The 17483-nt window shown below is 67.9% G+C and carries 17 protein-coding genes; 10 read left to right on the top strand and 7 right to left on the bottom strand.

Annotated elements, in window-relative coordinates; all coding sequences use genetic code 11:
* The first annotated feature begins 87 nt into the window (after positions 1-87).
* The 3 genes from SAZ01S_RS17000 (at position 88) to SAZ01S_RS16990 (ending at position 4833) form a co-directional block, all read left to right on the top strand.
* Positions 88-2175: a RelA/SpoT family protein gene (locus SAZ01S_RS17000; protein WP_084583475.1), complete on the top strand. Its 2088-nt coding sequence runs from the start codon at positions 88-90 to the stop codon at positions 2173-2175.
* A 266-nt stretch (positions 2176-2441) separates the two neighbouring features.
* Positions 2442-3758 carry an Nramp family divalent metal transporter gene (locus tag SAZ01S_RS16995; RefSeq protein ID WP_084583474.1) on the top strand — a complete coding sequence of 439 codons (1317 nt, stop codon included), beginning with the start codon at positions 2442-2444 and terminating at the stop codon, positions 3756-3758.
* Positions 3759-3807: 49 nt separating this feature from the next.
* Positions 3808-4833 (top strand): glycosyltransferase family 2 protein, encoded by a 1026-nt coding sequence (locus SAZ01S_RS16990; RefSeq protein ID WP_084583473.1) that lies wholly within the window; start codon positions 3808-3810, stop codon positions 4831-4833.
* A 201-nt stretch (positions 4834-5034) separates the two neighbouring features.
* On the opposite strand, the gene SAZ01S_RS16985 is transcribed toward SAZ01S_RS16990, so the two are convergent.
* Complete coding sequence (locus tag SAZ01S_RS16985) at positions 5035-5766, bottom strand: class I SAM-dependent methyltransferase (RefSeq protein ID WP_084583472.1); 732 nt, start codon at positions 5764-5766, stop codon at positions 5035-5037.
* 1 nt (position 5767) lies between these two features.
* The gene (locus SAZ01S_RS16980; RefSeq protein WP_174596144.1) at positions 5768-6187 is read right to left on the bottom strand and encodes a GtrA family protein; all 420 of its coding nucleotides are present in this window, start codon (positions 6185-6187) and stop codon (positions 5768-5770) included.
* A gap of 60 nt (positions 6188-6247) precedes the next feature.
* Between SAZ01S_RS16980 and SAZ01S_RS16975 the strand changes: the two genes are divergently transcribed.
* The 5 genes from SAZ01S_RS16975 to SAZ01S_RS16960 are packed head-to-tail and all read left to right on the top strand — an operon-like array spanning position 6248 to position 10854.
* Positions 6248-8053 (top strand): hypothetical protein, encoded by a 1806-nt coding sequence (locus SAZ01S_RS16975; protein ID WP_084583470.1) that lies wholly within the window; start codon positions 6248-6250, stop codon positions 8051-8053.
* 50 nt (positions 8054-8103) lie between these two features.
* Positions 8104-8844, top strand: coding sequence for a 16S rRNA (uracil(1498)-N(3))-methyltransferase (locus tag SAZ01S_RS16970; protein WP_084583469.1), 741 nt, complete (start codon positions 8104-8106; stop codon positions 8842-8844).
* Between the two features lie 57 nt (positions 8845-8901).
* Positions 8902-10278 carry a glutamate--cysteine ligase gene (locus SAZ01S_RS16965; protein ID WP_084583468.1) on the top strand — a complete coding sequence of 459 codons (1377 nt, stop codon included), beginning with the start codon at positions 8902-8904 and terminating at the stop codon, positions 10276-10278.
* A 19-nt stretch (positions 10279-10297) separates the two neighbouring features.
* Entirely contained in the window at positions 10298-10429 is a 132-nt protein-coding gene (locus SAZ01S_RS24600) for a hypothetical protein (RefSeq protein WP_281252165.1), read from the top strand.
* A complete protein-coding gene (locus tag SAZ01S_RS16960) occupies positions 10429-10854 on the top strand; it encodes a DUF7684 family protein (RefSeq protein ID WP_245824971.1) in 426 nt (141 codons plus the stop codon). Before SAZ01S_RS24600 ends, SAZ01S_RS16960 begins: the two co-directional genes overlap by 1 nt.
* Here SAZ01S_RS16960 and SAZ01S_RS16955 read toward each other — a convergent pair.
* From SAZ01S_RS16955 to SAZ01S_RS16950, 3 genes are all read right to left on the bottom strand, one after another.
* Complete coding sequence (locus SAZ01S_RS16955) at positions 10829-11215, bottom strand: hypothetical protein (RefSeq protein ID WP_084583467.1); 387 nt, start codon at positions 11213-11215, stop codon at positions 10829-10831. The genes SAZ01S_RS16960 and SAZ01S_RS16955 overlap by 26 nt on opposite strands.
* A 29-nt stretch (positions 11216-11244) precedes the next feature.
* Positions 11245-11847 (bottom strand): hypothetical protein, encoded by a 603-nt coding sequence (locus SAZ01S_RS23765; RefSeq protein WP_139810122.1) that lies wholly within the window; start codon positions 11845-11847, stop codon positions 11245-11247.
* A gap of 253 nt (positions 11848-12100) precedes the next feature.
* Positions 12101-13669, bottom strand: coding sequence for an aldehyde dehydrogenase (NADP(+)) (locus SAZ01S_RS16950; protein ID WP_084583466.1), 1569 nt, complete (start codon positions 13667-13669; stop codon positions 12101-12103).
* 253 nt (positions 13670-13922) lie between these two features.
* On the opposite strand from SAZ01S_RS16950, the gene SAZ01S_RS16945 reads away from it, so the two are divergent.
* Both SAZ01S_RS16945 and SAZ01S_RS16940 read left to right on the top strand, forming a co-directional pair.
* Entirely contained in the window at positions 13923-15194 is a 1272-nt protein-coding gene (locus tag SAZ01S_RS16945; protein ID WP_139810121.1) for an MFS transporter, read from the top strand.
* Positions 15191-16441 carry an arsenic transporter gene (locus tag SAZ01S_RS16940; protein WP_084583503.1) on the top strand — a complete coding sequence of 417 codons (1251 nt, stop codon included), beginning with the start codon at positions 15191-15193 and terminating at the stop codon, positions 16439-16441. Before SAZ01S_RS16945 ends, SAZ01S_RS16940 begins: the two co-directional genes overlap by 4 nt.
* A 22-nt stretch (positions 16442-16463) precedes the next feature.
* Here SAZ01S_RS16940 and SAZ01S_RS16935 read toward each other — a convergent pair whose 3' ends face one another.
* Together SAZ01S_RS16935 and SAZ01S_RS16930 are read right to left on the bottom strand one after the other, a co-directional pair.
* The gene (locus tag SAZ01S_RS16935; protein ID WP_084583464.1) at positions 16464-17246 is read right to left on the bottom strand and encodes an enoyl-CoA hydratase/isomerase family protein; all 783 of its coding nucleotides are present in this window, start codon (positions 17244-17246) and stop codon (positions 16464-16466) included.
* Between the two features lie 15 nt (positions 17247-17261).
* Positions 17262-17483, bottom strand: a 222-nt coding sequence (locus SAZ01S_RS16930) for an electron transfer flavoprotein subunit alpha/FixB family protein (protein WP_218018069.1), incomplete at its 5' end; no start/stop codon positions are given.

Below are 17483 nucleotides of genomic sequence, written 5' to 3'. Positions count from 1 at the left end.
CGCGCTTCTGCCACAGGGCGCCGGAGAAGGCCTTGTCTTCCGTCAATTCGGTTGCAAAACCCTGCCCCCTCACGCCATCTAGCAGGCGTGCTGCGTCAGTATGAACTTGTAGACCGGGTCCTGTCCTACGACCCCGAAGCCGATGAGGCATTGCTCAACCGGGCCTATGTCTTCTCGGTCAATGCCCATGGCTCGCAAAAGCGCGCCTCGGGCGACCCCTATTTCAGTCACCCGATCGAGGTGGCCGGCATCCTCACCGACCTGCATCTCGACGACGAGACGATCGCGACCGCGATCCTCCACGACACGATCGAGGACACGGTGGCGACGCCGGAGGAAATTCAGCGGCTGTTCGGCCCCAACGTCGCCCGCATGGTCGACGGCGTGACCAAGCTCTCCAAGATCGAGGCGCAGACTGAAAGCGAGCGCGCCGCCGAGAACCTCCGCAAGTTCCTGCTCGCCATGTCCGACGACATCCGCGTGCTGCTGGTGAAGCTCGCCGATCGCCTCCACAACATGCGCACGCTCCACTTCATCAAGAAGGAGGAGAAGCGCCGCCGCATCGCCCGCGAGACGATGGACATCTATGCCCCGCTCGCCGAGCGGATCGGCATGTACGAGTTCATGAAGGAGATGCAGACGCTCGCCTTCCGCCAGCTCGAACCCGAAGCCTATGAATCGATCACCAAGCGGCTCGACAGCTTCCGCGTCGAGGGCGAGGACCGGGTGCTCAAGATCGCCTCGGGCCTCAAGCTGCTGCTCGGCCGCGGCGGCATCAATGCCGAGGTCACGGGCCGCGAAAAGCATCCCTATTCGATCTGGAAGAAAATGTCCGAGCGCCATGTCAGCCTCGAACAGCTGTCGGACATCATGGCCTTCCGCGCGATCGTCGATACCGAGGAGGAGTGCTACCGCGCGCTGGGCGTGATCCACCGCCGCTGGCCGATGGTGCCGGGCCGGTTCAAGGACTATATCTCGACGCCGAAGCGCAACGGCTATCGTTCGCTCCACACGACGATCATGCATGCCGGCGACACGCGCGTCGAAGTGCAGATCCGCACCCGCGACATGCACGCCCAGGCCGAGTTCGGCCTCGCCGCCCACTGGGCCTACAAGCAGAGCGCGGTGCGCCCCGACACCCAGGTCAGCTGGATCCGCGACCTGATCGAGATCCTCGAACATGCCGAGAGTCCGGAAGAGCTGCTCGAGCATACCCGGATGGCGATGTACCAGGATCGCATCTTCGCCTTCACCCCCAAGGGCGAGCTGATCCAGCTGCCCAAGGGCGCGACGCCGATCGACTTCGCCTATGCGGTGCATACCGATCTCGGCGACCAGGCAGTGGGCGCCAAGGTGAACGGCAAGGTGGTGCCGCTGCGGACCGAGATCGAGCAGGGCGACCAGGTGCAGATCCTCCGCTCCAAGGCGCAGGAGCCGCAGCCCAACTGGATCAACTTCGCGATCACCGGCAAGGCGCGCGCGGCGATCCGCCGCCACCTGCGCCACAAGGAGCGCGACGAGACGATCCGGCTGGGCCGCAAGCTCTATGAGGACATCGTCGCGCGGCTGCCCGCCCCGCCGGGCGAAGGCGCGCTGGCGGCGGCGCTGAAGCGGCTGAAGCTCGCCGAGCCGGAGGCGCTGATGGAAGCGATCGCCCGCCGCACGCTGACCGACGGCCAGGTGATGGAAGCGATCATGCCGGGCTCTGCCAGCGGTGAGGATGACCAGTTGCCGCCGCAGCACCATGCGATCGACATCAAGGGCCTTACGCCCGGCGTGGCGTTCACCTTCGCCGACGATTGCTGCCCGGTACCCGGCGACCGCATCCTCGGTGTGCGCCGGCCGGACCAGCCGATCGTCGTCCACCGCATCGATTGCCCGAGCCTCGCCGATATCGAGGAAGCCGACTGGGTGGACCTGACCTGGGGCGACAAGGCCGATGGCGGCGTCGCCGAGATCGCGGTGACGCTGAAGAACGAACCCGGCGCGCTGGGCACGGTCGCGACGCTGATCGGCCAGCACAAGGCGAACATTCTCGGGCTGCGGCTCGATAACCGCGACACGACCTTCCACACCAACACCATCGACCTCGAAGTACGCAACGCCGCGCACCTGATGAAGCTGCTCGCGGCATTGCGCGCCGCGGACGCGGTGAGTTCGGCCGAACGGGTGTAAGGCGGTGGACGGGCGGGTACGATAGGGTCCCGCGCCGCAAACACCGTCGTCATTCCCGCGAAAGCGGGAATCCATTCGCCTGTGCGCTGGGGGCAGGAACCGCGGCAGCAGCGCCAATGGATCCCCGCCTGCGCGGGGATGACGGTGGTCTTCGAGGCGCCGCCTCGCTTACACATCATAGGCGACCGCCTCCCATTCCACAGGTTGCCCCGGCAGGAACTCGCCGCCACAAGGGCGGTTGCCCTTCCCGTGTCCGCGAGCTTGCCATGTTCCAGCTGCCCCGCGCCGCCACCGCACCGTTCTGCCCCTCGGAGGTACGCGGCACGGTGAGCGTGCCCGCTACCCTGCCCCCGCTCGCCAAGCTGTTGCGCTACATGGGCCCCGGCCTGCTGGTCTCGGTCGGCTATATCGATCCCGGCAACTGGGCGACCGACATCGAGGCAGGCTCGCGCTACGGCTATGGCCTGCTGTTCGTGATCCTTGCCTCCAGCGCCGCGGCGATGCTGCTCCAGTCGCTGTGCGCCCGGCTGGGCATCGCGACGAGCCGCGACCTCGCCCGGCTGGTGCGCGACCGCTACTCGCCGGGCGTCGCCAGATTCCTGTGGGTGTTCGCCGAACTGGCGATCATCGCGACGGACGTCGCCGAAGTGCTGGGCAGCGCGCTCGCCTTCCAGTTGCTGCTCGGCATCCCCTTGTGGATCGGCGTGCTGATCACCGCGCTCGACGTGGTGATCGTGCTCAGCCTCAAGGGCCAGGGCTTTCGCGAGCTGGAGGCGATCATGCTCGGGCTGGTCGGCACCGTCGCGGCCTGTTTCGTGGTCCAGCTGTTCCTCTCGCCGCCCGACGGCGCGGCGGTGCTCGCCGGCATGGTGCCCGATCCGACGCGGCTGGCCGACCCGCACGCGCTGTACCTCGCCATCGGGATCCTCGGCGCGACGGTGATGCCGCACAATCTCTATTTGCACAGCTCGGTGGTGCAGACCCGCGTCTCCGGCACCGACGAACCGGCCAAGCGGGAGGCGGTGCGCTACGCCCAATTCGACATCATCGCCGCGCTGCTCGCCGCCACTTTCGTCAACGCAGCGATCCTGATCGTCGCCGCCTCCGCCTTCCACGCCAATGGCAATACCGGCGTGCGCGAGATCGAGGATGCGTATCGGCTGCTCGCCCCCGCCACCGGCGCCGCCATCGCCGCGCCGCTGTTCGGTATCGCGCTGCTCGCCTCGGGCCAGAGCGCGACCTTCACCGGCACCATTGCGGGGCAGGTGATCCTGGAGGGCTTTCTCGACCTCAAGATCCCCTGCTGGGTCCGCCGGCTGATCACGCGCGGGCTGGCGCTGATCCCGGCGCTGGTCGGCGTGCTGGTTCTCGGCGATGGCGCGGTCGGCCGGCTGCTGGTGCTGACCCAGGTGGTGCTCTCCGCCGGGCTGCCCTTCGCGATGGCGCCGCTGCTGCTGCTCACTGCCGACCGCACGCTGATGGGTCGCTTCGCTAGCCCGATCTGGCTGCAGGCGATCGGCTGGCTGCTGTTCGCGGGCATCACCGGCGCCAATGTCTGGCTGGTCAAGAGCCTGTTCGCCTGATGCGCACCCGCTCGACGAGCCGTTCCGGCAGCGCTACAGAGCGCGCGTGATGAAACGTCCCCTGCTTTCTGTCGTCGTTCCCTGCTACAACGAAGAAGCATGCCTCGACATGCTCCACGGCCGCGTCAGCGCCGCCGCGCGTGCGGCAGTGGGCGAGTCGTACGAGATCGTCTTCGTCAACGATGGCTCGCGCGACCGTAGCTGGGAAGTGATGCAGCGCCTGTCCGCCGCGGACCCCCATCTCGTCGCGATCAACCTGTCGCGCAACCACGGCCACCAGCTCGCGCTCACCGCCGGCCTCGACCTGTGCGCCGGCGAGCAGATCCTGATCATCGACGCCGATCTCCAGGACCCGCCCGAGTTGCTCACCGAGATGCGCGAAACCATGGCCGCGCAGGGCGCCGACGTGGTCTATGCCGTACGCCGCAAGCGCGAGGGCGAAAGCCTGTTCAAGAAGGCGACGGCGGCGGTGTTCTACCGCATGCTCGATCGCATCACCGACACGCCAATCCCGCTCGACACCGGCGACTTCCGGCTGATGAGCCGGCGTGCGCTCGATGCGCTGCTCTCGCTGCCCGAGCAGGCGCGCTTCATCCGCGGCATGGTCGCGTGGATCGGCTTCCGCCAGGTGCCCTTCGTCTATGATCGGCACGAGCGCCATGCGGGCGAGACCAAATACCCGCTCGGCAAGATGATCCGCTTCGCGCTCGACGCGATCACCGGCTTCTCGACCGCCCCCTTGCGCTTCGCCAGCCATGTCGGGCTGCTGCTCACCGGCGCTTCGGTACTGCTGATCCTCTACATCCTGATCGCCTGGGCGATGGGCCATGCGATCCAGGGCTGGACCTCGACGATGCTGGTCGTCGTGATCCTGGGTGCGGTGCAGATGTTCGTGCTGGGGATGATCGGCGAGTATCTCGGCCGGCTGTATGTCGAATCGAAGCGGCGGCCGCTGTACCTGATCGCCGATGTCGCGGGTCCGGTGCAGGCGCATGCCTCGCTCGGCTATCGCCAGCAGGATTCGGGGACGATCAGCGTGTCCCCGCAGGCCCGGCACAACGACGCGGCGGAGTAAGTCGGGCAACCACCCGCCCTTCAAATCCCCCTCCCGCTTGCGGGAGGGGTTAGGGGAGGGTGAGTCAGGCGAGCAGGCGGAACGCTGAGGTAGAAGGAACCGGTGCAGCCGCGCTTCTTCAAGCGCGCGCTCTGCTTCCCTTACACACCCTCCCCCTGCCCCTCCCGCAAGCGGGAGGGGTGAAAAGGGCGCAGCGCTATCTCACCCCTTCAGCTCGGCCAGCACGATGATCGACAGCCCCGGCGGCATCGGCAGCCGGCCGAGCAAATGCCGCTCCAGCCCGAAGATCGTCTCGAACGCCTTGTTGAGCACCGCGGGCGGCGGCGAATCGTCGCTATCGTCCTTGCCCATCAGCTTGCCGGCGAAGCGCGCCGCGACCGCTACCGGAAACAGCAGCGAGTTGAACCAGCGCAGCTTGCGCCACGTCAGCCCCGCCTTCTCCAGCGACGCGAGCAGCGTGCGCTTCGAATAGCGGCGCTTGTGGTGGTTCACCACGTCGTGCGCGCTCCACATCCACTGGTGCGCAGGAACCGTGATCAGGATCTTGCCGCCGGGCTTGAGCACCCGCGCCATCGCCTGCAGGGCGCCAACATCGTCTTCGATATGCTCGACCACGTCGAGCACCGCGACCAGATCGTAGCTGCCGGGCTCCACCCCCGTCAGGTCCGGCAGCGGCGACGAACCGACCGGCTTGCCCAGCCGTGCGCTGGCGATCTCGCGCGCCGCCGGATCGATCTCGATCGCATCGACCTCGCCGAACGCGCCGAGCATCGGCAGATTGTGCCCAGTGCCGCAGCCGATTTCGAGGATCTTCGCATCCTTCGGCACCGCGCCATAGCGGGCGAGATAGTCGGCGAGGATGTCGCGACGCGCGCGGTACCACCAGTGCGTGGAATCATGCGCCGCCATGCGGTCGTAAACGATACGGTCCATTTCAGCCGAAAACCCACAAACGGTTGAGTGCGAAGGTCGCGAAGGGCGTGACGAGCACCGCCGGCACCAGCGGCCACCAGGTGGGTCCATGGACCCAGGGGCCGGTCAGCAGCCAGGTGAAGCCCGCGTTGAGCAGCATGCCGGTGGCCTGCACGACGAAGAATTTCATCTTCAGCGCCGCATTCTCCTCGGCCCCGTGCCCCTGGAAGCTCCAGCGGCTGTGCATAAAATAGCCGAAGATCACCGCGACGAAGAAACCCGCGACCGACGCTGCCACCGGATGGATGACATAGGTGGCCAGCGGCCAGTACACCCCGGCATAGACCACCGTCGACAGTCCGCCGACGATCACGAAGCGGATCAGCTGGCCCAGCACGCCACTGGCGCGCAATGCCTCAACGCGTTGCAATACTGCCGTCATCTCGCTTGCCCTCCGACCGGGGCTCGCCCTAATGCGCGGCAGCATCCGAGGAAAGCGATTTTGACGCCCATCAGCACGCGGCTGGTCCGCCTTCGAGACGAACTGGACCGGCACTGGCTGGTCTGGACCCTGTTTGCGTGGGTCTGCGTGGCGGTGTGGTTCCTTCAGCAGCGCCAGGGCAATATCTACTGGCTGACCCTCGGCGACACCGACGATAACATGCGGCTGATGCAGGTCCGCGCACTGCTCGCGGGCCAGGGCTGGTACGATCTGCGCCAGTATCGGATGGATCCGGCGCTGGCCGGGTTCGACATCCACTGGTCGCGGATCGTCGACCTCCCGATCGCCGGGCTCATCCTGCTGCTCAAGCCCTTTGTCGGCATGGCCACGGCGGAGAAATGGGCATGTGGGCTCGCGCCGCTGCTGCCGCTGTCGATCACCATGACCGGGCTGGCGCTGACCGTCCGGCGCCTGGTCGCGCCACTGGCCTGGCCGATCGCGCTGATCCTGCTGATCGCCGCCTGCTCGACGACGCTGCCGATGTACGCGCCGCTGCGGATCGACCATCATGGCTGGCAGCTCGCCGCGCTGGCGATGACCGTCGCCGGCCTCGCCGATCCCAAGGGCGCGCGCGGCGGCGCCGTGGTCGGACTGGCGAGCGCCTTCTCGCTGTCGATCGGGCTGGAGCTGCTGCCCTTCTGCGCGATGGCCGGGGCGATCCTCGCGCTGCGCTGGGTATGGGATGCGACCGAGCGGCCCAGGCTGATGGTCTATGGCCTCACCCTGGGTGGCGGCTCGGCGATCGGGTTCGCGGCCTTTGCCTCCTACGCCAACCAGGCGATGCGGTGCGACGCGCTGACCCCGGTCTGGCTGAGCGTGCTGGTGGCCGCCGGCGCGCTGCTGGTGGCGCTGACGCTGGCCAACCCGGCGTCGCGCTGGGTGCGGCTGGCACTGGCGCTGGTCGCCGGCGGGCTGATCGTCGCGGGCTTCGTCCATTTCTTTCCGCAATGCCTCGGGCGGCCCGAGCAGGTCTCCGACGAGCTGTACAATGTCTGGCTGTCGAACGTCCGCGAGGCGCGGCCGATCTACCGCCACCCCGCCGACACCGCGGTGCCGGTCGCGATCGTCGCCGGGCTGGGCCTGCTCGGTGCGCTGCTCGCGGTGTGGCACGCGCGGCGCAGCCCGCGGCTGATCGGCTGGGTCGCGATCGCGCTGTTCACCGCCTTCGCCGCCGCCATGCTGCTGTGGCAGATGCGCGCGGCGCCGGGTGCACAGCTGCTCGCGGTACCGGGCATCACCGCGCTGATCTGGATCCTAGTCCCGCTCGCCGTCCAGCGCGGCCCGCTCTGGCTGCGGATCGGCGTGGCTGTGCTCGCCTTTGTCGGCGTCGGCGTAGCGGCGAGCGGCGTGAAGATGCCCTGGGCGAACAAGAGCGCATCCAAGCCCGGCAGCGACAAGGTGCGCCAGGCGAACATCGCCTGCACCCGCACCTCGCAGCTACGCACGCTGAACGCGATCCCCGCCGCGACGATGTTCACCCAGGTCGATCTCGGCCCGCGGCTGATCGTGGTGACGCACCATAATGCGGTGGCCGGCCCCTATCACCGCAACGGCCAGGCGATCCTCGACGTCCACCACGCCTTTACCGGCACCGCCGACGGCTTCCGCCCGATCGCTGCGCGCCACCAGGCCGCCTATCTGCTGCTCTGCCCGAACATGGCCGAAACGACCGTCTACCGCGCCCGCAACCCCGTCGGCTTCTACGCCCAGCTCGCCAAGGGGCAGGTGCCAGACTGGCTGGAGCCCGTGGCGCTGCCCGACGGCTCCCCCTACAAGCTCTGGAAGATCCGCTACCAGGGCCAGTGACCCTGCGCCCGGATGGACGAGAGGGGCACGGCCCGGCTACAGCAACGCCCATGCCCGCAACCCCCGCCTGGCCGCCGCAATCCGCCCCCCGCCTGTTCGTCGAAGGCCCGCTCGAACCCGGGCTTCGTCGAATCGATGGCCCCCAGGCGCATTATCTGGGATCGGTGATGCGGCTGAAGCCGGGCGAAGCGGTGAAGCTGTTCGACGGCACGAGCGGCGAATGGCTCGGCATCGCCCGCGATGTCGGCAAGCGCGACCTCACGCTGGAGATCACCGAGCAGCTCCGCCCGCACGAGAATGTGCCGGATCTGTGGCTCTGCGCCGCGCCGATCAAGAAGGGGCGCATCGACTGGGTGGCCGAGAAAGCCTGTGAACTCGGCGTCGCGCGCCTCGTGCCGGTCCTCACCCGCCGCACGGTGATCGACCGGCTGAACCTGGATCGCCTGCGCGCCCACATGATCGAGGCTGCCGAGCAATGCGGCCGCACTGCGCTGCCCGAGCTGGTCGAGCCGGTGAAGCTCCCCGCGCTGCTCCGCGACTGGCCCTCGACACGCGCCCTGTTCTTCGCCGACGAGACCGGCGGCGTGCCCGCGCTGGAAGCGATGCGCGCGCATCCCAGGCCCGCCGCGATCCTGGTCGGGCCCGAAGGCGGATTCGACGCCGAGGAACGCGAATCGATCCGCGCCGTTCCGCAAGCCATCGGCATCGCGCTCGGCCCCCGCATTCTGCGGGCGGAAACCGCGGCGGCGGCGGCGGTGAGCCTGTGGATGGGGGCCGCAGGCGACTGGTAACCGAACGGTACAAAAATCCGCTGGCGTGGTTTCGCCGGCACCGCTAGAGGCGCGAAAATGAGCACCAAGACCGTTTCGACCAAGACCGCGGCGGTCATCGAGGATCGCGCCCAGCTGGTGGAATATTTCGCCAAGGGCGAGAAGCCGGCGGAGCGCTGGCGCATCGGCACCGAGCACGAGAAGTTCGTCTACTGGATGGACGGCAGCCACCGCGCGCCCAGCTACGAAGAGCGCGGCGGCATCCATGCGCTGCTGATCGGCCTCACCGAATTCGGCTGGAAGCCGGTCTATGAGGGCGAGAACATCATCGCGCTATCGGGCCCCGACGGCGCAATCAGCCTGGAACCCGCCGGCCAGTTCGAGCTCTCGGGCGCGCCGCTGGAGAACCTGCACGACACCTGCGCCGAAACCGGCCGCCACCTCAAGCAGGTCAAGGCGGTGGGCGACCGGCTGGGCATCGGCTTCCTCGGCATGGGCATGTGGCCGGACAAGAGCCGCGCCGAGCTGCCGATCATGCCCAAGGGCCGCTACGAAATCATGCTGCGCCACATGCCGCGCGTGGGGAGCCTCGGGCTCGACATGATGCTGCGCACCTGCACCATCCAGGTGAACCTGGACTATGCCAGCGAAGCCGACATGGCGAAGAAGTTCCGGGTCGGCCTGGCGCTGCAGCCACTGGCGACCGCGCTGTTCGCCAACTCGCCCTTCACCGAGGGCAAGCCCAACGACTATCTCTCCTATCGCAGCCATATCTGGTCGGACACCGATCCGGCGCGCACCGGCATGCTGCCCTTCGTGTTCGAGGACGGCTTCGGCTACGAGCGCTATGCCGACTATGCGCTCGATGTGCCGATGTACTTCGTCTACCGCGACGGCAAATATATCGACGCGGCGGGCCTCAGCTTCCGCGACTTCCTGAAGGGCGAGCTGTCGGTCCTGCCGGGCGAGCTGCCGACGATGGACGACTGGGCCGACCATCTCTCCACCGCCTTCCCCGAAGTGCGGATGAAGCAGTTCCTCGAGATGCGCGGCGCCGATGGCGGCCGCTGGGGCCGCATCTGCGCGCTGCCGGCCTTGTGGGTGGGCCTGCTCTACGATTCGGGCGCGCTCGATGCCGCCTGGGATCTGGTGAAGGGCTGGTCGATGGAAGGCCGCGAGGCGCTGCGCAGCGCAGTGCCGAAGCTGGCGCTGGATGCGCCGCTACCCGGCGGCGGCAAGCTGGCGGACATCGCCGGCGAAGTGCTGGACATCGCCGGCGCGGGGCTCAAGGCGCGGAACCGGCTGAACGGCTCGGGCGACAACGAGTCCGGCTTCCTAGACCCGCTGCGCGAAATCGTGCGGACCGGCAAGGTGCCGGCGCAGGTGCTGCTCGATCGCTACCATGGCGACTGGAAGGGGGATATCACGCGGGTGTATGGTGAGGCGAAGTTCTGAGGGTGCCCGGGACGGCTATTTGACCTTCCTGACACGGAAGGTCGAGCTGGCGCGCCAGTCCATTCGGCGCGGCGAAGGGGTGAGCAATAAGGCTGTGGAAGCCGAATTTGCCGCGCGTCGGGCAAAGGTGAAAGATTGGCCGGAATTCTGATGCCCGTGACCTATCACCACCTCTCACCCGAACACGCGCTGCCAGTTCTGCCGGCGGTTCCGTTCCGAGCCGTGCTGGTAGCGGACCAAGGCGTCGCTCCCGAATGGAGGAACGGCATCGCTACGTGGCTGGCGGCAAGCGGATGCCTGTACTTCATCGCATGGGGAACAGATTCCGAGGCGTGGCACGATAGTGTCGACTGGGCGAATCTTGAGGCTTTCAACTTCGGCGATATTCCGGACGAGCGTTTCATCCTGACGACGTGGCACGACAGGGAACCGTTATCGGAAGTGCTATGGTTCGCTGGTCATTGCGCCCGGCACCCTGATGTCGAACTGCGAGAAACAGTGCTGTTGCACCTCGCACCGGCACCCCAGGCGGAAACCCTGCTGATTGCATTCAACGCGGCGCAAAGTAGCTGCTGAGCCAATAGTCGTTCATCCAGTCGTCGTAGCCGAGCAGTTCGCCTTCGCGACGTTCGTGCTCGCGGGTCCACTGCTCGCTTTCCTTCAATGCGATCATCTCGTCGATTCGCCATGCTTCCTGCGGCAACGCGAAGAGAATGCGGTGGGAAGCATAGACGCCGAACGCATCGGATAAGTGGTCGCGGCGAACAAAGCGCCCCAGCGCTACATGCCGGTCGAACATGCGCAGATACCGCAGCACGCACTCCGGAAACCGTGCTGCGCCATCGACAAACATGGCCAGCGGCTTCTTTCCCGCGAGCATCAGGCCGAGTTCGCGGTTGGTGTGGATCTGATAGGGAAATGGCGGTTTGGCAGACATTCGGATGCTTTTGGTGACGCTTCCGCGGACTATCGCGGCCGCCGTTGGTCTGCCTCGGCCGTAGCGAAAATTACAGCAGCCAGATCGCGTTCGCGCGCGGGCAGACGGACGCGAACGTTCAACAGGTCCGGCTCGGAGATAGGACCGCTAAGCATGGCCAGCCCTTCCACAGGATCCGCCGACGGCGCGAACGTCCATGCGGTACCCTCGCCCTTCACATGCGGCGGTGTGGTGTAGCGAACGAAGTTCGCGCCATGCCGGCCCAGCCGATCGCGCGGATACGGCCCGGACGGCAGCGGACCGCGATCAAGGCCTTCGAACGCGCTGGTCAGGAAGCCTCGATAGGCAGGGAAATAGCGCGCGATGGCATCTGCGACCCCCCAGCGGCCGGACGTACCACCGTATCTGGTCTCTATTTCTACAGCGCTGGCACGCGAACCGAACGGGTGCCCGGAGAAGAATTTGCGCGGATCAAAACGCGCGGGAGAAACGAATAGGCCCGACCCATTTGATCCATAAGTTCCAAAGCAATGCCACCGACGCGGCGCCAGCACGCCGATCCCGTCCGCCGCCTCATAATAGGCAAGTTGCGACGCGACGCGGGTCGATACGCGCGGCGTGGCATGGCGCATCGGTGCAGGTTGCGGCCCCATTTGCCCGTCGGATCGACAACCCACAAAGGGCACGGAAACGAATGTGGGAGAAGTAGCGACAGCTGCCGTAGGCAGGATCGCTGTCACCAAAACTGGCCAGAGAATCGGTAGGCGCATATTCAAAAATAGGCGCGCATCTCATCGCCTGACAATCGATGGTTATACGGCCAGTTTCCCTCACCCTGGCGCCGCATCCGCAGTGCAAGGGTGAGGGAATATCAGCTCGCTATCCTCAGACGGTCGGCTTGCCGTCCACCCGCGCGGGCACACCCGCACCGTCCCGCACATCGGCCGGGAGCAGCGCTTCCGGCAGGTCCTGGTACGACACCGGGCGCAGATAGCGGTCGATCGCCAGCGTGCCCACCGAGGTGCTGCGGCCGTCCGAGGTCGAGGGGAACGGGCCGCCATGGACCATTGCGTCGGTCACTTCGACGCCGGTCGGCCAGCCATTGGCGAGGATGCGGCCGGCGAGGCGCTCCAGCGACGGCAGCAGCTCCTGCGCGACGGCGACGTCGCCCTCGTCCATGTGCAGCGTGGTCGTCAGCTGCCCTTCGAGCAGCGAGACGACCTTCTTCAGCTCGTCGACGCTGGCGCAGCGCACCAGCAGCGAGGTCGCGCCGAAGATTTCCTCGGCATGGCTCGGATCGGCGATGAAGTCCGCGCCCTTCATCGTGAACAGCGCGCCGCGCGCACAGGTCGGGCCCTGCGGCTCGACGCCCTGGGCGATCTGCTCGACGGTCGGGACCGACGACAGCTTGGCCACGCCGCTCTCATAGGCCTTGTGGATGTTCGGGGTGAGCATCACCTGCGCCGGCGCGCCGAGCATCGCTTCGCTGGCCGCCGACAGGAAACGCTCCAGCGCCGGGCCTTCCAGCGCCAGCACGAGACCCGGGTTGGTGCAGAACTGGCCCGCGCCCATCGTCACCGAGGCGACATAGCCCTTGCCCAGCGCCTCGGCGCGGGCTTCCAGCGCCGCCGGTAGCAGGAAGACGGGGTTGATGCTGCTCATCTCGGCATAGACGGGGATCGGCACCGGGCGGCTCTGCGCGATGCGGACCAGCGCCAGGCCACCGCCGCGCGAGCCGGTGAAACCCACCGCCTTGATGCGCGGATCGCTGACCAGCGCGCTGCCCAGCTCGTTGGCGGTACCGGCGACCATCGAGAACACGCCTTCCGGCATGCCGGTCTTCTCCGCCGCGCGGGTGATCGCGGTCGCCACCAGCTCGGCCGTACCCGGATGCGCCGGATGGCCCTTCACCACCACCGGGCAACCGGCGGCGAGTGCGGAGGCGGTGTCGCCGCCCGCGGTCGAGAAGGCGAGCGGGAAGTTCGACGCACCGAACACCGCGACCGGGCCCAGCGGCACCATGCGCAGGCGCAGGTCCGGCTTGGGCAGCGGCGCGCGATCGGGGATCGCATGGTCGATGCGGACGCGGAGATAATCGCCCAGGCGCAGTTCCTTGGCGAACAGGCGCAGCTGGCCGGCGGTGCGGCCGCGCTCGCCCTGCAGGCGGGCCTGGGGCAGGCCGCTTTCCTGCATCGCGCGCTCGATCAGCTCGTCGCCCAGCGCCTCGATTTCCTCGGCAATGGCTTCGAGGAACTTGGCGCGCTCCTCGCGCGACAGGCTCGAATAGGGCAGGAACGCAGCCTCGGCGGCGGCGCAGGCGGCGTCGACGTCTTCCAGCGTCGCGGTGCTGAAGCTGGGCTCGATCTCGCTGCCGGTCGCAGCGGCAACGGCGCGGAAGCCGCCGTCGCGGGCGACGCGCTTCGATGCGATGAACAATTCTCCGGTCAGCGCCATGGCGAGATCTCTCCGATTCAGTCGTGAAGGTAGCGGTAACAGTCGTGGCGGGACGTAGGCGCTGGAGCCGCGCGGCGCAACCTCCCCGGGACCCCAATGCCGACGGTCCGGGCGGGAAATCCAGCGAATGCCCCACCCGTTGCCCGCGCTAATACTCCGGGCAGATGGGAAGCGCTAACCTAAATTAGAGGGGTCACGGATATTTCAAACCTTTGCGCAGTTGGGCCGACACGATCTTTGGGAGGCAGCGCGGATGGCAACGGCAACGGCTCCAGGTTTCACCGCGCAGCCCGATAGCGACCGCAGGCGCGCCACCCGCGCGCTCCAGGCGCTCAACTTCTTCATGGCGGACATGCAGGCAGGCATCGGCCCCTTCCTCGGCGTGTTCCTCCAGCAACGCGGCTGGACCGCGGGGCCGATCGGCACGGTGATGACCGCCGGCGGCGTCGCGGGCATGGTGATGACCGTGCCGGCGGGCGCGTTCATCGACCATACCGAGAAGAAACGGCTGGTGGTGATCGTCACCGGCATCTGCACGGTGCTCGCCTCGTTCCTGATCCTCCTGTCGCAGGCCGGCTGGGTGGTGACCGTGAGCCAGGTCGCCACCGCCATCGCCGGCGCCGCGATCGGCCCGGCGGTGGCGGGCATGACGCTGGGGGTGGTGCGTCAGGCCGGCTTCAATGCGCAGAACGGGCGCAACCAGGCGTGGAATCACGCGGGCAACATGGTCGGCGCAGGGCTCTCCGGCTGGCTCGGCTGGAAATTCGGCATGCCGGCGATCTTCTACCTCGCGGCCGCGTTCGGCGTGCTGGCGATCACCTGTGTGCTGATGATCCCGGAGCGCGCGATCGACCACGCCGCCGCGCGCGGGCTGGAGGCCAGGGAGGATGCAAAGGAAGAGAGCCACGCCGAGGGGTTTGCCGCCCTGCTCCAGACCAAGCCGCTGCTGATCCTCGCCGCCGCGCTCGCCTGCTTCCATCTCGGCAACGGCGCGATGCTGCCGCTTTATGGTCTGGCGGTGGTCGGCGCGGGCAAGGGCGATGCGGCGCTGTTCACCGCCACCACCGTGGTCGTCGCACAGGCGGTGATGATCCTCGCCTCGCTGCTCGCGATGCGGATGGCGGCGGGGCGCGGCTATTGGCTGGTGCTGCTGGTCTCCTTCGCGGCGCTGCCGTTGCGCGGGCTGCTGGCCGGCAGCTTCATCGAGCATTGGGGCGTCTGGCCGGTGCAGGCGCTGGACGGCATCGGCGCGGGGCTGCAGAGTGTCGCGGTGCCGGGGCTCGTCGCCTGCATGCTCGATGGCACGGGCCGCGTGAATGTGGGGCAAGGTGCAGTGATGACGGTGCAGGGTGTCGGGGCTTCGCTCAGCCCGGCGATCGGCGGCTGGCTCGCTCAGATGATAGGCTATCGCGCCGCCTTCTACATCCTCGGCAGCTTCGCGCTGGTCAGCCTGGCGTTGTGGATCGGCTTTGCCGCCATCCTGCGCCCGGCCTGCGCCGGCGCCCGCACCGCGCGGGACGCATGACGCCTGCTATCCTTGCCACCTGGGGCATCTGCGCCGCCGCTACCGCGGGGGTGATTGCGCGCCCGCTGCGCTGGCCGGAGGCGGTCTGGGCGATGCTGGGCGCGGCGCTGTTGCTGCTCCTCGGCCTGATGCCGCCCGGTGCCGCCCTGACGGCGGTGGCCAAGGGGCTGGACGTCTATCTGTTCCTGATCGGCATGATGCTGCTCAGCGAGACCGCGCGCGAACAGGGCCTGTTCGACTGGGTCGCCGCGGCGGCTGCCGCCCACGCCCGCGGCTCGACGCTGCGCCTGTTCGGGCTGGTCTATGCGACCGGCATCGTCACCACGACCTTCCTCTCGAACGATGCGACCGCGGTGGTGCTGACCCCCGCCGTCTATGCCGCCGCGCGCAAGGCCAAGGCCGACCCGCTGCCGATGCTGTTCGCCTGCGCGCTGATCGCCAATGCGGCGAGCTTCGTGCTGCCGATCTCCAACCCGGCCAATCTCGTGCTGTACGGGGGCAAGATGCCGCCGCTCGGGCAATGGTTCGGCTCCTTCGCCCTGCCCTCCCTCGCGGCGATTGGGGTCACCTTCGCGATGCTGCGCTGGGCCGAGCGTGCCCGGCTGGCGGGCAGCTGCGCTACCGATGTCGCACGCGAGCCCCTGCCCAGCGGCGGCAAGGCAGCGCTCGCCGGCATCGCGGCGACGGCTGCGCTGCTGCTCGCCATGTCCGCGCTCGACCAGCCGCTGGGCCTGCCGACCTGCTTCGCGGGACTGGTGACCACGCTGCTCGTCTGCGCGCTGGCACGGCGCTCTCCTCTTGCACTGGCGCGGTCGGTCTCCTGGAGCGTACTACCGCTGGTGGCCGGGCTGTTCGTACTGGTCGAGGCGCTCGACCGCACCGGCGTGATCGCGATGGTCGCGCAGGCGCTGCGCAGCGCCGGGAGCGACCCGGCGCGGGGCGCGGCGGCGGCCGGGACCGTTCTTGCCGTCGCCTCGAACCTGATGAACAACCTGCCTGCGGGCCTGATCGCCAGCGAAGCAGTGGCGCAGGCACATCCGCCGCGGCTGATCGTCGATGCGCTGCTGATCGGCGTGGACCTGGGGCCCAACCTGTCGATCACCGGCAGCCTGGCGACGATCCTGTGGCTGCAGGCGATCCGGCGCGAGGGCGAGGATGTCGGCTTCTGGCGCTTCCTGAAGGTCGGTGCGGTAACGATGGTGCCGGCGCTGATCGCGGCGCTCGGCGCACGATTGCTGCTCGGCTGAGCCGCACAGACCTGCGCGGCGTTCAGCCCGGCAAGAAGTCCGGCGTGCGTCGGTCGAGGAAGGCAGCAATGCCTTCCCGCCCCTCTGCCGTTCCGGCCGCCGCTGCGATGGTGGCGGCTTCGCGATCGAGATGCGAGCGGAGCGACGACACTGCGCCTTCCAGCAACAGACCACGCGCCGCGCCAATTGCACCCGATGGCGACCGCACCAGTCGCGCCGCGAGGCGATGTGCCTCGGCGTCCAGTGCATCCTCGTCGACCGTCTGGGTAACAATGCCCAGCCGTTCGGCCGCCTCGGCATCAACGCGACGGTTGGTGAGCAGCATGGCCTGGGCCTGCCGCAGCCCGACCAGACGCGGCAGCAACCAGCTCATGCCGCCGTCCGGCGTCAGCCCAACGCCTGCATAGGCGGCGGTGAAATGCGCCGTTCGGGCGGCAAGCGCCACATCGCCGAGCAGGACCAGACTGAGCCCGGCACCCGCCGCCGGGCCATTCGCGACGACGAGAAGGGGCTTCGCCATGGTGGCCAGCGTAAACACCGCATCATGCAGCATGTCCGCCAGATCGTGCAGGAAGCGCGAGGCGCCGTCGCCTGCCGCCGCGATACCGGCAAGGTCGCCGCCCGCGCAAAAGAGCCGCCCGGCGCCCGTCAGCACGACACATCGGACGGTCGGGTCCGCTGCCACGATACGCGCAGCCTTGGCGAGCGCTGCAGCGAGCGCGGGATCGATCGCGTTGCCGACCTCGGGGCGGTTGAGCGTAAGCCGCGCGACGGGCCCTTCGCGATGGAGGAGAACGGTTTCCATGATGCCCTACCCCAATCAGAGCTTTTCGGTCAGCTCCGGCACCAGCGTGAACAGGTCGCCGACCAGGCCGATATCCGCCACCTGGAAGATGGGGGCATCCTCGTCCTTGTTGATCGCGACGATCGTCTTCGAGTCCTTCATGCCGGCGAGGTGCTGGATCGCGCCCGAAATGCCGACCGCGACATAGACCATCGGCGCCACGATCTTGCCGGTCTGGCCGACCTGATAGTCGTTCGG

Source organism: Sphingomonas azotifigens NBRC 15497 (assembly GCF_002091475.1).
In the GTDB taxonomy this organism is placed as follows: Bacteria; Pseudomonadota; Alphaproteobacteria; order Sphingomonadales; family Sphingomonadaceae; genus Sphingomonas; species Sphingomonas azotifigens.
This window is presented reverse-complemented; position numbering and strand designations above follow the sequence as displayed.

Excerpts from the sequence above, each read along its gene's own strand:
- SAZ01S_RS16980 (WP_174596144.1), bottom strand. The coding sequence starts at position 6,187 with ATGACGGCAGTATTGCAACGCGTTGAGGCATTGCGCGCCAGTGGCGTG.
- SAZ01S_RS16950 (WP_084583466.1), bottom strand. The coding sequence starts at position 13,669 with ATGGCGCTGACCGGAGAATTGTTCATCGCATCGAAGCGCGTCGCCCGC.
- SAZ01S_RS16965 (WP_084583468.1), top strand. The coding sequence starts at position 8,902 with ATGAGCACCAAGACCGTTTCGACCAAGACCGCGGCGGTCATCGAGGAT.
- SAZ01S_RS16970 (WP_084583469.1), top strand. The coding sequence starts at position 8,104 with ATGCCCGCAACCCCCGCCTGGCCGCCGCAATCCGCCCCCCGCCTGTTC.
- SAZ01S_RS16940 (WP_084583503.1), top strand. The coding sequence starts at position 15,191 with ATGACGCCTGCTATCCTTGCCACCTGGGGCATCTGCGCCGCCGCTACC.
- SAZ01S_RS16990 (WP_084583473.1), top strand. The coding sequence starts at position 3,808 with ATGAAACGTCCCCTGCTTTCTGTCGTCGTTCCCTGCTACAACGAAGAA.
- SAZ01S_RS16960 (WP_245824971.1), top strand. The coding sequence starts at position 10,429 with ATGCCCGTGACCTATCACCACCTCTCACCCGAACACGCGCTGCCAGTT.
- SAZ01S_RS16935 (WP_084583464.1), bottom strand. The coding sequence starts at position 17,246 with ATGGAAACCGTTCTCCTCCATCGCGAAGGGCCCGTCGCGCGGCTTACG.
- SAZ01S_RS23765 (WP_139810122.1), bottom strand. The coding sequence starts at position 11,847 with ATGCGCCATGCCACGCCGCGCGTATCGACCCGCGTCGCGTCGCAACTT.
- SAZ01S_RS16945 (WP_139810121.1), top strand. The coding sequence starts at position 13,923 with ATGGCAACGGCAACGGCTCCAGGTTTCACCGCGCAGCCCGATAGCGAC.
- SAZ01S_RS16955 (WP_084583467.1), bottom strand. The coding sequence starts at position 11,215 with ATGTCTGCCAAACCGCCATTTCCCTATCAGATCCACACCAACCGCGAA.
- SAZ01S_RS16995 (WP_084583474.1), top strand. The coding sequence starts at position 2,442 with ATGTTCCAGCTGCCCCGCGCCGCCACCGCACCGTTCTGCCCCTCGGAG.
- SAZ01S_RS16985 (WP_084583472.1), bottom strand. The coding sequence starts at position 5,766 with ATGGACCGTATCGTTTACGACCGCATGGCGGCGCATGATTCCACGCAC.